We start from the raw sequence: 12,903 nt of genomic DNA, 5'->3' as shown, positions 1-12,903 counted from the left end.
ACAAGGAAGCAGTCACATGTCAGTCGAGTCAGAAGTATCCCTGGATGGGACGAAGTTGACCATTAAAGTAAGAGGCCGATTCGATTTCGGAAGCCACCAGACCTTTCGCGATGCCTACGAGCGGTTCTACAAGGTGCCCGACATCTACGTGGTAGATCTGAAAGAAGCCACCTATCTGGACAGCTCGGCCCTGGGCATGCTCCTGCTATTGCGCGACCATGCCGGCGGCGATGACGCTGAAGTGCAGGTGATCAACAGCAACTCCGATGTGCGCAAGATCCTCGGCATCTCCAACTTCGACAAACTGTTCGACATCAGTTGAGCTCCTTGGCCCCGGTCCTTGAACCACTGACGATCCTGATCGCCGAAGACAGCGCCGCCGATTTGCTGTTGCTGTCGACCATCATTCGGCGTCAGGGCCACCAGGTGCTCACCGCCACCAATGGCGCACAAGCCGTCGAGGTGTTTACCCGCGAGCGCCCGCAACTGGTGTTGATGGACGCCCTTATGCCGGTGATGGACGGTTTTGAAGCGGCGCGGCGGATCAAACAGTTGGCGGGTGAGGCGCTGGTGCCGATCATCTTCCTCACCTCGCTGCGCGAAAGCGAAGCCCTGGCCCAATGCCTGGATGCCGGTGGCGATGATTTCCTGCCCAAACCCTACAACCCGCTGATCCTGGCCGCCAAGATCAATGCCATGGACCGTCTGCGGCGCCTGCAGGCCACGGTGCTGCGCCAGCGCGACCAGATCGCCCGGCACCACGATTACCTGTTGCATGAGCAACGCGCGGCCAAGGCGGTGTTCGACAAGGTAGCGCATTCGGGTTGCATCAATGCGGCGCCGAACATTCGTTACCTGCAATCGCCCTATGCGCTGTTCAACGGCGACCTGTTGTTGGCGGCGTATACGCCGTCCGGCGACATGCATGTGCTGCTCGGTGACTTCACCGGCCATGGCCTGCCGGCCGCGGTGGGCGCCATGCCGCTGGCGGAAGTCTTCTACGGCATGACCGCCAAGGGTTACGGCCTGGCGCAGACCCTGCGCGAGATGAATGCCAAGCTCAAGCGCATCTTGCCGGTGGACATGTTCTGCTGCGCCACGCTGGTGTGCCTGAGTACCCAGCGGCGCGTGGTGGAGGTATGGAACGGCGGCATGCCCGACGGCTATGTGCATGAGATCGCCACCGGCAAGCGTACGCCTTTGTTATCCCGGCACCTGCCGCTGGGTGTGCTTTCGGCACAGGCGTTTGATGACAGCACCGAAGTCTGGCCCATGGCCTTGGGCGACCGGGTGTTCTTGTTGTCCGATGGGGTGCTGGATACCGCCAACGCCAGTGAACAGTTATTTGGCGCGGCGCGTTTGCAGCAGGTATTTGCCAGTAATCGCAAGCCTGACCGCTTGTTTGAGGAGATTGAGCAGGCCCTGGCGGTGTTCCGGGGTGAGGCGCGCGATGATGTCAGCATGGTGGAGATCACCTTGCAGCCTGGCCAGCCGTCGCGGGCGGCTGAGCCGCTGTATGCCGACAGTGGCCAGTCGTGCCCGTTGGATTGGTCGGTGAGCTTCGAGTTTCGTGCGCGAACGCTCAAAAGCTACAACCCGTTGCCGTACCTGTTGCAATTGCTGCTGGAGATTCATGGCCTGCGTGGGCAAAGCGGGGCGCTGTACAGCGTGATGGCCGAGTTGTATTCCAATGCGCTGGAGCATGGCGTGCTGGGCCTGGATTCGCGACTCAAGCGCGATGCCCAAGGATTTGCCGAGTATTACCGGCAGCGCAATGAGCGCCTGACGCAGTTGAACAGCGGTTATGTGCGGGTACATGTGCAGGTGGTGCCGACTGCCACGGGCGGCAAAATGACGCTGCGCATCGAAGACAGTGGCCCAGGGTTTGACGTGGAACAGGTGCTGGCGCGGCCGCTGGATATCGACCGTTTGTCTGGCCGGGGGCTGAGCCTGGTACGGCAACTGAGCAGCGATGTACGCTGGACCGATGGCGGGCGCAGTGTGTGCGTGGAGTTTTGCTGGGGGGCTCTGGCATAATCCGCCGATTCTTGATCAAGGAGCGAACAAGTGCTTGAGACTCATCTGGACCCTGTTGTGTTGACGGGCCTGCAGGAAGTGATGGAAGGCGAATATCCGAAGTTGCTGGAGACTTTTCTGGACGATTCACAGAAGCGCGTCGAAGCGTTGCGCAAGTCGCGTGGTGATGCCAAGGCGTTGGGGCGGATTGCCCATAGCTTCAAGGGCAGCAGTGGCAACCTTGGGGCGGTGCGGTTGGCGCAGTTGTGTCAGCGGCTGGAGGTGGAGTCTGTCGAGTTGTCGGCGGACTTGGGTGCGCTGGTTGATCAGATTGATCATGAGTTTGCGTTGGTGCGGCCGCTGTATGAGTCGGAAAGGCAGCGCTTTCAGCTTTGAATTGAGTCGCCAAGCCGGTCTCGGCCAAATGTGGGAGCTGGCTTGCCTGCGATGGCATCGACTGGTTTTGCCTGATACACCGAGGTGTCTGCATCGCAGGCAAGCCAGCTCCCACAGAGCACAATGGATCTACCGTCAAAAAACCAAACCTGGCCCGACTCTTGCTCTATCTCCCGATACTGCATCCCCGACCCCCAATGCAGTGGAGACCTTTAACTATGCCAGTCGCCCCCAATTCGCTCCTTCAGGCTGCCGCTGCGGCCAAGCCTCAAGCGCCGGCCGCCACACCGCCTGTAGCGGCCGCGGACCCACGGGACAAGGGCCCTGGTTTCGCTCAAGTGTTTGCCAACCAAAGCCCCAAGCCCACGCTGAAGACCGATGACACTCCGGTCAAAATCTCGCGTGACAAGCCTTCGGATACCAACACCAAGCCGGTCGCCAACAACGACAAGCCTGCCGCCAGCACGCCAGCGGTTGCCGATAGCGGCAATCCCTTGCCTGCCAAGCCGGCCAAGGCTGACGACAGCGCCAGCAGTGATGACGACAAGCCCGCCGACCCGGCCGTGGCGCAGCAGCCCCCGGCTGATCCGGTGGTCGACCCGGCATTGGTCGCCGTTGTTGCGCCGGTGCCTGTTCCGGTGCCAACGCCCGCGCCGGTAGCCATCCATGACGACACGGCCCAGCCGGTGGTCGCGGCGCCGCTTGCAGCCACCGATGACGCCAAGCAACCGGCTTTCGACCCTGAAGCCGATCCGCTGGATTCGATGCCGGCCGTGCGCTTGGCCATGGAGCAGGGCGGCCATGTGTCGGCCAGCAGCCAGACGCCACAGAAAGCCGCGCCGACCACCGCTCAGGACCAGCCAACCGCCGCGCAGAACTTTGCCGCAGGTCTTGCCAACATGGTCGACCAGCAAGCCACCAAAGACAGCACTGACCAGGGCGGCGACAAGGCCTTCAGTGGGCTGATCGAAGGTGGCCTCAAGGATTTGAAAGACGCCGGCAGCGACACGCGGGTGGATGATTTCGCCAACCGCCTGGCCGCGCTGACCCAGGCTGCCACGCCGAAAACCGCGAACGCCTTGCCGCCCGTGGCCAATGCGCCATTGGCCATGCACCAGAGCGGCTGGACCGAAGAGGTGGTCAACCGCGTGATGTACCTGTCCAGCGCCAACCTCAAGTCGGCGGAGATTCAGTTGCAACCGGCTGAACTGGGGCGCCTGGATATCAAGGTCAATATGACCGCCGACCAGCAAGCCCAGGTCAACTTCATGAGCGGCCACGCCGTGGTACGTGAAGCGCTGGAAAGCCAGTCCGGCCGTTTGCGCGAGATGTTTGCCCAGCAGGGCATGGGGCAGGTGGATGTCAATGTGTCCGACCAGTCCCGTGGCTGGCAGGGGCAGGGCCAGGAGCAACAGCAGCAGAACCAGGCGCGCGGCATAAGCGGCAGTGGTGGGCGCGGTGATGGTGGGGAAGCGGGTGACGCTGCTGAAGTGGCGGCGGCGGTCGCGCCGGTGAGCCAGACCGTGATCGGCTCCAGCGCCGTCGATTACTACGCCTGACTTGAGCCAAAAAACGCGGTCAATGTGGGAGCTGGCTTGCCTGCGATAGCGGTGCATCAGTTACAGAAGTATTAACTGACCCACCGCTATCGCAGGCAAGCCAGCTCCCACATTTGGTTTGTGGTGTTAGTTCTCTCCCCAACTGCCAGACAACTCTGGCATAACACTTGCTCTTGCCTTCCCGTAGATCTATGAATCCCCGAATAGTGACGGATTATTGGCATGGCGAAGAGTGACGACGCAGCAGCAACCCCACCCGCAGGCAAAGGCAAGCTCAAGCTGATCCTGCTGATTGTGCTGGGCCTGCTCCTGGCCATTGGCGCCTCGATTGGCGGCACGTGGTACATCATGCACAGCAGCGCGAGCAAACCGGCTCCCGCCGCCGAAACCGCCACTAACGTCAAGCAACCGGCAATCTTCGAGCCGATGCTGCCGGCCTTTGTCGCCAACTACAATCAGAACGGTCGCCAACGCTACCTGCAGGTGAGCATCACCTTGCTGGCGCGTAACCAGGCGGACCTGGATGCGCTTAAAGTACATATGCCGGTGATCCGCAACAACCTGGTGATGCTGTTCTCCGGGCAGAGCTTCGACAGCCTGGCCACCCCGGTCGGCCAGGAAATGCTGCGCCAGAAGGTCACTGCCAGCGTGCAGGAAGTGGCCCAGAAAGAGCTCGGCAAAGTCGTGGTCGAGCAGGCGCTCTTCACTAACTTCGTATTGCAGTAGGATCACGACATGGCCGTGCAAGACCTGCTGTCCCAGGATGAAATCGACGCGCTGTTGCATGGCGTCGACGATGGTCTGGTACAGACCGAAATGGCTGCCGAACCCGGCAGCGTCAAAAGTTATGACCTCACCAGCCAGGATCGCATCGTCCGTGGGCGCATGCCGACCCTGGAGATGATCAATGAGCGTTTCGCCCGTTACACCCGTATCAGCATGTTCAACATGCTGCGCCGCTCGGCAGACGTAGCGGTGGGCGGCGTGCAGGTGATGAAGTTCGGCGAGTACGTGCACTCGCTGTATGTGCCCACCAGCCTCAACCTGGTCAAGATCAAACCGTTGCGCGGTACCGCGCTGTTCATCCTCGACGCCAAGCTGGTGTTCAAGCTGGTGGACAACTTCTTCGGCGGCGACGGCCGCCACGCCAAGATCGAAGGGCGTGAATTCACCCCTACCGAATTGCGTGTGGTGCGCATGGTGCTGGAGCAAGCCTTCATCGACTTGAAGGAAGCCTGGCAGGCGATCATGGAAGTCAATTTCGAGTACATCAACTCGGAAGTGAACCCGGCCATGGCCAACATCGTCGGCCCCAGCGAAGCCATTGTGGTCTCCACCTTCCACATCGAGCTTGATGGCGGTGGCGGCGACCTGCACGTGACCATGCCGTACTCGATGATCGAGCCGGTGCGCGAAATGCTCGACGCCGGTTTCCAGTCCGACCTCGACGACCAGGACGAACGCTGGGTCAAGGCCCTGCGCGAAGACCTGCTGGACGTCGACGTGCCTTTGAGCGCCACTGTGGCCCGTCGCCAGCTGCGTTTGCGCGATATTTTGCACATGCAACCGGGGGACGTGATCCCCGTGGAGTTGCCGGAAGAGCTGATCATGCGCGCCAATGGCGTGCCGTCGTTCAAGGTCAAGCTCGGTTCCCACAAGGGCAACCTGGCGTTGCAAGTGATCGAACCGATCAACCGTCGCTGATCTGCCCCTTCTATCGATGAATTTTTGCTGCGCCGAGGACATGTAATGGCTACCGAACACGAAAACACTTCCGCCGAAGACCAGGCCCTGGCTGACGAATGGGCTGCGGCCCTGGAAGAAACCGGCGATGTCGGCCAGGACGACATCGACGCGCTGCTGGCCGCCGACGCCGCCATGGCGCCGGCCGGCAAACGCCTGCCGATGGAAGAATTCGGCAGCGTGCCGAAAAACAACGACCCGGTGACCCTCGACGGCCCGAACCTGGATGTGATTCTCGACATTCCGGTGTCGATCTCCATGGAAGTCGGCAGCACCGAAATCAACATCCGCAACCTGCTGCAACTCAACCAGGGTTCGGTGATCGAGCTCGACCGCCTGGCCGGTGAGCCGCTGGACGTGCTGGTCAACGGCACCCTGATCGCCCATGGCGAGGTGGTGGTGGTCAACGAGAAGTTCGGCATCCGCCTGACGGACGTGATCAGCCCAAGCGAACGCATCAAGAAGTTGCGCTGAGATGAAGTATTCGATGGCGGGACTGTTTCTGGCGCTGCCATTGAGCGCCCTGGCGGCTGAGCCGGTCGCCCAAGTGGCGGCTGCGGCACCTGTGGTCAGCAGTGGTATCGGCGGCCAGTTGACCCAGCTGGTGCTTGGATTGTTGCTGGTAGTCGGTCTGATCTTCGTGCTCGCCTGGCTGATGCGCCGCGTGCAGCGCATCGGGCCGGGCAATGCCCAGGTGATCGAGATGATCGGCTCGCGCGCCCTCGGCCCGCGTGATCGGCTGGTGCTGGTGCAGGTGGGCGAAGAGCAAATCCTGCTGGGTATCACGCCCGGCCGCATCACCCCGTTGCACGTACTCAAGACGCCGGTGGAAGCAACCAGGACCGAGACCTCCACGCCGGAATTCGCCCAGCGCCTGATGGAGTTGCTGGGCAAGGATCAGAAGGATAAGAAGTAATGCGCGTTTTATTGACGCTCATGCTGTTGCTGGCCGCGCCGCTGGCGTTGGCAGCCGACCCGTTGTCGATCCCGGCGATCACCCTGGGCACCAACGCGGCCGGCGCCCAGGAATACTCGGTCAGCCTGCAGATTTTGCTGATCATGACTGCGCTGAGTTTTATCCCGGCGTTTGTCATGCTGATGACCAGCTTTACGCGGATCATCATCGTGTTCTCGATTTTGCGTCAGGCCTTGGGCCTGCAGCAGACACCGTCGAACCAGATCCTCACCGGCATGGCGCTGTTCTTGACGCTTTTCATCATGGCGCCAGTGTTCGACAAGGTGAACCAGCAAGCCTTGCAGCCCTATCTGGCCGAGAAACTTACGGCCCAGGATGCGATCGACAAAGCCCAAGGCCCGATCAAGGACTTCATGCTGTCGCAAACCCGCTCCAGCGACCTGGAGCTGTTTATGCGCCTGTCCAAGCGCACCGACATTGCCACACCGGATCAGGCGCCGTTGACCATCCTGGTGCCGGCCTTCGTCACTTCCGAATTGAAAACCGCGTTCCAGATCGGCTTCATGATCTTTATCCCGTTCCTGATCATCGACCTGGTGGTGGCGAGCGTGCTGATGGCCATGGGCATGATGATGCTGTCGCCGCTGATTATCTCGCTGCCGTTCAAGATCATGCTGTTTGTGCTGGTGGACGGTTGGGCGCTGATTATCGGCACCCTGGCCAGCAGTTTCGGCGGGGTGTAGTGACATGACGCCAGAAGTAGCGGTTGACCTGTTCCGTGAAGCGCTGTGGCTGACCACCATGATGGTCGCCGTGCTGGTGGTGCCGAGCCTGTTGGTGGGCCTGCTGGTGGCGATGTTCCAGGCCGCGACCCAGATCAACGAACAAACCTTGAGCTTCCTCCCGCGTTTGCTGGTGATGCTGATCACCCTGATCGTCGCCGGCCCGTGGCTGGTGCAAACCTTTATGGAATACATCCTGCAGCTGTACGGCAGTATTCCGCAGTTGATCGGCTGACCGATGCAATCTGTGCTGGCCTTGACCGACACCCAGATCAGCACCTGGGTGGCGTCTTTCATTTTGCCGATGTTTCGCGTCACGGCAGTGCTGATGACCATGCCGGTGTTCGGGACCACCTTGGTGCCGAGGCGCATCCGCCTGTATTTTGCCTTCGCCATTACCGTGGTCATCGTGCCCGGTTTGCCGCCGATGCCGCCGGTGAATGCCCTGGACCTCAGTGCGTTGTTGCTGATTGCCGAGCAGATCCTGATCGGTGCGCTGATGGGCTTTTCCCTCACCTTGTTCTTCCAGGCCTTTGTGATCGCCGGGCAAATTATCTCGATCCAGATGGGCATGGGCTTCGCGTCCATGGTCGACCCCACCAATGGTGTGTCGGTGGCGGTGATCGGGCAGTTCCTGACCATGCTGGTGACCTTGATTTTCCTGGCGATGAACGGCCATCTGGTGGTGTTCGAGGTCATGACCGAAAGCTTCACCACCTTGCCGGTGGGCTCGGGGCTGGTGGTCAATCACTTCTGGGAATTGGTCGGCCGCATGAGTTGGGTATTGGGCGCCTCGTTGTTGCTGGTGTTGCCGGCGATTACTGCGCTGCTGGTGGTCAACATCGCGTTTGGCGTGATGACTCGCGCGGCGCCGCAGCTGAACATTTTCTCGATTGGTTTCCCGCTGACCCTGGTGTTGGGCATGGGGATTTTCTGGATCGGCATGGCCGACATTCTCAATCAGTATCAACCGCTGGCCACCGACGCCTTGCAGTTTTTACGTGATCTGGCACGGGCGCGTTGAGCCATGGCCGAGAGCGAGAGTGGCCAGGACAAAACAGAAGACCCCACGGAGAAACGTAAAAAGGACTCCAGGGAAAAGGGCGAGATTGCCCGCTCCAAAGAACTCAATACCCTGGCGGTGATGCTCGCCGGTGCCGGGGGCCTGCTGATCTACGGCGGTGGCCTGGCGCTGGACCTGATGGAGCTGATGAAGCTCAACTTTTCGCTGCCGCGCGAAGTGCTGCTGAGCCCCGGCGCCATGGGCCAGTACCTGTTGCACTCGGGCAAGATCGCGATTCTGGCGGTGCAGCCGGTGCTTATCACCCTGTTGCTGGCGGCGCTGATCGGGCCGGTGTCCCTCGGCGGCTGGCTGTTTGCCGCCGGCAGCATGGCGCCCAAGTTCAGCCGCATGAACCCTGGGCCTGGGCTTAAGCGTATGTTTTCCACCAAGGCGCTGGTGGAACTGCTCAAGGCGCTGGCGAAATTTATCCTGATCCTGTTTGTGGCGTTGACGGTGTTGTCCTCCGACATCGACGACTTGCTGCGCATCGCCCATGAGCCGCTGGAGTCCGCAATTATTCACAGTGTGCAGGTGGTGGGCTGGAGTGCGCTGTGGATGGCCTGCGGGCTGATCATCATCGCCGCCGTGGACGCGCCGATTCAGCTGTGGGAAAGCCACAAGAAACTGCTGATGACCAAGCAGGAAGTGCGTGACGAGCACAAGGACCAGGAAGGTCGCCCCGAGGTCAAACAGCGGATTCGCCAACTGCAGCGCGAAATGTCCCAGCGCAAGATGATGGCGGCGGTGCCGGATGCCGACGTGGTCATCACCAACCCGACCCACTACGCCGTGGCGCTCAAGTACGACCCGGAGAAGGGCGGCGCGCCGATGTTGCTGGCCAAGGGCAGCGACTTTACCGCGCTGAAGATTCGCGAAATCGCCGTGGCCAACGACATTCTGCTGCTGGAATCGCCGGAGCTGGCGCGGTCGATCTTCTACTCCACCGACCTCGACCAGGAGATCCCCGCTGGCCTGTACCTGGCCGTGGCGCAGGTGTTGGCCTACGTGTACCAGATCCGCCAATACCGCGCGGGCAAGGGCAAGCGGCCAGACCCGCTCAAGGACCTGCCGATTCCGCCGGAGCTGCGCCGCGATTCCTGAGTCGTCCTGCACCGACGCCATCGCAGGCAAGCCCGGCTCCGACCTCGCGTTTTTTCCTGCCCGTGCGCCGAGCTTGCAGCGCGCCGTTCGGCGCATGATCTAAACCCCAATGGATAGGGAGCCTCACGGACAACCAAAGTTTGAGTTGTGCGCAGGGAAAATATAATTAGTCATAACTGACCTATTAAAGCGAATTTTTCCATATAAATAGTCATATCTGACTGTTAGCAAGGTATATTATTTTTCCTCGCGCACGCCAATAGCACTATAATGGTCAAAACTGACTAATAATGCTGATTTCATGCCCTTAATAAGTCAGATTTAGCCATTAGTAAAAATTAAACGAGGCCTGCCATGTCCTTCATGCATTTGCTCAGCTCCCCCGCAGAGATCGCTCGCGATGTGGGGAAAAATGCAAAAAAGCTACGGCTATCGAAAAACCTCACGAGGAAGACCTTGGCAGAGCTTTCAGGGGTATCGGAGTCGTCGATCCAGCGGTTCGAGACTGCAGGTTCTATTACTCTCGAATCGATGATTCTGCTCGCCACCGCGCTCGATGAGCTGACTCCGCTAACGACTCTGTTTAAACCTTCGCAGCCGAACTCCCTCACAGAGCTGAAAAACTCAAAGCGCAAACGGGGTTCTAAATGAAACCGCGCCAGGATTATCCGAAGCTGAAGCGTTTCGAATCCCTTGAGGTCACCAAAAGCGGTGTGAAAGTCGGTGATCTGTACAGGGAGGAGGGGGTTGGGATTTTTTTCACTTACGACCCGGTATGGCTCGCTACAGGCTTCAACCTGTCGCCGTTCACGATGAAGTTTGACGACAAACCCCAGCTTGCTCGTGCTCCTGAACTGTTCGAAGGATTGCACGGCCCCTTTGCGGACTCTCTTCCAGACGGCTGGGGCATGCTGCTGATGGACAGATTCCTTAATGCCACATTCGGTGAGGGAACTGCTTACACAGTTACTGCCCTGGATCGGCTCGCTTACATGGGCGACAGAGCCATGGGAGCGTTTGAGTACCATCCAAAAGCGGAAAGAGGAGAGCTGAGGGGGACAATTAACCTTGCAGAGCTCTTCGAGAATTCCGTGGAAGTCCTGTCAGGAGACACTTCGGCAGTGCTTACCAAGCTCAGGCTTGCAGGGGGATCGCCTGGTGGTGCCCGCCCTAAAGCGATTGTCGCAATGTCTCCTGATGGGCAGCATGCAACGTCCGCTTTTGGGCCAATTCTGCCGGGCTATGATCACTGGATAGTCAAATTCAGGGCGCCAGATGAGCCGGTTGAAACCGGCGCAATTGAGTATGCTTACTACCTGATGGCCAGGGACGCAGGTGTCGAAATGGCTGAGTCGACTGTCCTGAACATGACCATGCATGACGGTAGTCGCGAGGGCTTCTTCGCAACAAAGCGCTTTGACCGGCAGGGCGATAAAAAGCTTCACATGATCACGGTTTCTGCGCTTATGTACGCTGCGTACAAACTGCCATCCATGGACTACAGCGGGCTACTGAAGCTCACAAACATGCTGACGCGTAGTGCCGCAGAGGTCGAAAAAATGGCCAGGGTGATGGTTTTCAATGCACTGTTTCACAACTACGACGATCACACCAAGAACTTCGCGTTCATCGGGCGTGAGCCAGAGAAGCCTGGCGACGAAGCAAGGTGGACGCTCGCGCCGGCATACGACCTGACTTTCTCGGAGGCTCGGGGTGAACACACAACGGCATATAACGGTCGAGGGAAGGCAATCCGGAGGCTGATTCAGGAGCTGTGCGCAGACTACAAGTACCTCAAGCCGAACGACTACATTGAGCAAACGCTAGCCGCATTTGCCCAATGGGATGACATTTTCAAAAGTGTAAGGATTCCCCTCAAAGCAGGCGCCGGTTACAAAGCTGTTCTGGAACAAGACCATGACTACTTCAAACTGATACGACCTACCAAGCGCTGACACCTCGTAGGTGAGAATCGGAACGTTTGAACACCAGCCTTGAAGCTCCGCACCCTGCTTGGGCAACCCCTTCGGTTGCTCCCTTGTCCGAACTTGCCGGACTGGCTGCGGGGCAGGCACGGCGGGCGGAGCCCTTGGCGGCATAACAACCAGCGCTGCCATCTGTCTAAAGTTCAGCGTTACCTGTCAACTTTGACAGTATCCATTGCACCGCCTTCACTGTTACATAGAGCGGCGAGGTGCGCCGTCATGCGCGGCTCGGGAGAGCGGTCATGGACAGGGCTACGGTCAGGTGGTTTGACGCCGTCAAGGGCATTGGTTTTGTCGCCCGCGACCGCGAAGGCAATGCAGTACCCGTTCAGGCAACGGGCAATCCCTGCAGCGAAATCGATGCGCCGCCCAAGGCGCGCAAATCCCGCAAACGAAAAAAATAACCCCCCGCCTGCTCAGCAAACAATCACTACCACTGGTCGTTAATCCCCGTCTACCTGTCAACTCTGACAGTAGTCAGCTCTGCGTTCTCGCGGTTTGATGGTGCCAGGCACTGTACGCAAGTAGTAACGAGATGCAGGGGAAGGGTGATGGAAGCGGTGACGGGGACGATCAAGGTTTATAACCGCAAGACCGGTGAAGGGCTGATTGCGTTGGATGGCGATGATGAACCGGTGTGTTTGGACCGCTTGAGTTCAGCGTGTACCCGGTGGAGAGAAGGCCAGCGGGTACAGTTCGCCAGGATTCACCGGCCAAAGGGTGTGTTTGCGTTTTGTATCAGGCTTATTGGGGAGCCTGGTGCGGATTTTTGAATGGGATGTCAGGAGAACGGCAATGGCAACGGGTAAAGTGAAGTGGTTTAACGCGGAGAAGGGTTTTGGGTTTATTACCCAGGATGGTGGCGGGCCTGATCTTTTTGTTCATTTTTCTGCAATTTCAGCTGAAGGCTTCAAGACACTCGAGGAAAATCAAAAAGTGGAGTTCGAGATAGGGCAGGGAGCGAAAGGGCCCCAAGCTCAGAACGTGCGACCAGCGTGAGGATTTGAAGATCATTGATCGTTCCCACGCGGGAGAGTGGGAACGATCATCACTGACTTACAGCTGGCCCTTCAGTGCCTGGCACACCGCAATCGCAGGCAAGCCAGCTCCCACATTTGAACGGGTCACCCCTCGACGATCGTCGCTGGTGACGGCTCCCTGTCATCCAGCAGTCGCTCAGCCAACAACCGTCCCACCTCAATCAACTGCGCAATACCCAGCGCACCTTCTCGCTGTGTTCCTTCCAGGTCAAAGGCGACGTCGCAGGTCAGGGCGTGGGCGGATGCCAGGGTTTCGGTGAGGTTGACCAGCAGGTCTTCGGTGCTGATGCCGTCGATAAGGG

Annotated in this window: 17 protein-coding genes; 16 read left to right on the top strand and 1 reads right to left on the bottom strand. The window is 59.3% G+C overall.

The window, feature by feature from the left end:
* The first annotated feature begins 16 nt into the window (after positions 1 to 16).
* From GIW28_RS07175 to GIW28_RS07100, 16 genes are all read left to right on the top strand, one after another.
* Positions 17 to 322 (top strand): STAS domain-containing protein, encoded by a 306-nt coding sequence (locus tag GIW28_RS07175; protein WP_099548877.1) that lies wholly within the window; start codon positions 17 to 19, stop codon positions 320 to 322.
* Complete coding sequence (locus tag GIW28_RS07170; protein WP_236447517.1) at positions 319 to 2,037, top strand: fused response regulator/phosphatase; 1,719 nt, start codon at positions 319 to 321, stop codon at positions 2,035 to 2,037. The genes GIW28_RS07175 and GIW28_RS07170 overlap by 4 nt, the downstream gene beginning before the upstream one ends.
* A gap of 30 nt (positions 2,038 to 2,067) precedes the next feature.
* The gene (locus GIW28_RS07165; RefSeq protein ID WP_236447518.1) at positions 2,068 to 2,412 is read left to right on the top strand and encodes an Hpt domain-containing protein; all 345 of its coding nucleotides are present in this window, start codon (positions 2,068 to 2,070) and stop codon (positions 2,410 to 2,412) included.
* 218 nt (positions 2,413 to 2,630) lie between these two features.
* The gene (locus tag GIW28_RS07160) at positions 2,631 to 3,971 is read left to right on the top strand and encodes a flagellar hook-length control protein FliK (protein ID WP_236458945.1); all 1,341 of its coding nucleotides are present in this window, start codon (positions 2,631 to 2,633) and stop codon (positions 3,969 to 3,971) included.
* A gap of 222 nt (positions 3,972 to 4,193) precedes the next feature.
* On the top strand, positions 4,194 to 4,697 hold the full coding sequence (gene fliL, locus GIW28_RS07155; RefSeq protein WP_017134945.1) for a flagellar basal body-associated protein FliL: 504 nt from the start codon (positions 4,194 to 4,196) through the stop codon (positions 4,695 to 4,697).
* A 9-nt stretch (positions 4,698 to 4,706) separates the two neighbouring features.
* On the top strand, positions 4,707 to 5,675 hold the full coding sequence (gene fliM / locus GIW28_RS07150) for a flagellar motor switch protein FliM (RefSeq protein ID WP_010166091.1): 969 nt from the start codon (positions 4,707 to 4,709) through the stop codon (positions 5,673 to 5,675).
* Positions 5,676 to 5,720: 45 nt separating this feature from the next.
* Entirely contained in the window at positions 5,721 to 6,188 is a 468-nt protein-coding gene (gene fliN, locus GIW28_RS07145; RefSeq protein WP_017134946.1) for a flagellar motor switch protein FliN, read from the top strand.
* Position 6,189: 1 nt separating this feature from the next.
* On the top strand, positions 6,190 to 6,630 hold the full coding sequence (gene fliO / locus GIW28_RS07140) for a flagellar biosynthetic protein FliO (protein ID WP_236447848.1): 441 nt from the start codon (positions 6,190 to 6,192) through the stop codon (positions 6,628 to 6,630).
* On the top strand, positions 6,630 to 7,373 hold the full coding sequence (gene fliP / locus GIW28_RS07135; RefSeq protein WP_017134948.1) for a flagellar type III secretion system pore protein FliP: 744 nt from the start codon (positions 6,630 to 6,632) through the stop codon (positions 7,371 to 7,373). The genes fliO and fliP overlap by 1 nt, the downstream gene beginning before the upstream one ends.
* A 4-nt stretch (positions 7,374 to 7,377) precedes the next feature.
* Positions 7,378 to 7,647, top strand: coding sequence for a flagellar biosynthesis protein FliQ (gene fliQ, locus GIW28_RS07130; protein ID WP_003214552.1), 270 nt, complete (start codon positions 7,378 to 7,380; stop codon positions 7,645 to 7,647).
* Positions 7,648 to 7,650: 3 nt separating this feature from the next.
* Positions 7,651 to 8,436, top strand: coding sequence for a flagellar biosynthetic protein FliR (fliR, locus tag GIW28_RS07125; RefSeq protein ID WP_017134949.1), 786 nt, complete (start codon positions 7,651 to 7,653; stop codon positions 8,434 to 8,436).
* Positions 8,437 to 8,439: 3 nt separating this feature from the next.
* Positions 8,440 to 9,576, top strand: a complete 1,137-nt coding sequence (gene flhB / locus GIW28_RS07120) for a flagellar biosynthesis protein FlhB (protein ID WP_056859763.1) — start codon at positions 8,440 to 8,442, stop codon at positions 9,574 to 9,576.
* 354 nt (positions 9,577 to 9,930) lie between these two features.
* Positions 9,931 to 10,227 (top strand): helix-turn-helix domain-containing protein, encoded by a 297-nt coding sequence (locus GIW28_RS07115; RefSeq protein ID WP_099548883.1) that lies wholly within the window; start codon positions 9,931 to 9,933, stop codon positions 10,225 to 10,227.
* Positions 10,224 to 11,531 carry a type II toxin-antitoxin system HipA family toxin gene (locus tag GIW28_RS07110; protein ID WP_236447849.1) on the top strand — a complete coding sequence of 436 codons (1,308 nt, stop codon included), beginning with the start codon at positions 10,224 to 10,226 and terminating at the stop codon, positions 11,529 to 11,531. The genes GIW28_RS07115 and GIW28_RS07110 overlap by 4 nt, the downstream gene beginning before the upstream one ends.
* Positions 11,532 to 11,803: 272 nt before the next feature.
* The gene (locus tag GIW28_RS07105) at positions 11,804 to 11,965 is read left to right on the top strand and encodes a hypothetical protein (protein ID WP_017134952.1); all 162 of its coding nucleotides are present in this window, start codon (positions 11,804 to 11,806) and stop codon (positions 11,963 to 11,965) included.
* Positions 11,966 to 12,356: 391 nt separating this feature from the next.
* On the top strand, positions 12,357 to 12,560 hold the full coding sequence (locus tag GIW28_RS07100; RefSeq protein ID WP_169984815.1) for a cold-shock protein: 204 nt from the start codon (positions 12,357 to 12,359) through the stop codon (positions 12,558 to 12,560).
* A gap of 125 nt (positions 12,561 to 12,685) precedes the next feature.
* Here GIW28_RS07100 and GIW28_RS07095 read toward each other — a convergent pair whose 3' ends face one another.
* Positions 12,686 to 12,898, bottom strand: coding sequence for a DUF6124 family protein (locus GIW28_RS07095; protein ID WP_236447850.1), 213 nt, complete (start codon positions 12,896 to 12,898; stop codon positions 12,686 to 12,688).
* Positions 12,899 to 12,903 lie beyond the last annotated feature (5 nt).

Origin of the sequence: Pseudomonas sp. PA-5-4B (assembly GCF_021606215.1) — a bacterium.
Classification (GTDB): Bacteria; Pseudomonadota; Gammaproteobacteria; order Pseudomonadales; family Pseudomonadaceae; genus Aquipseudomonas; species Aquipseudomonas edaphica.
This window is presented reverse-complemented; position numbering and strand designations above follow the sequence as displayed.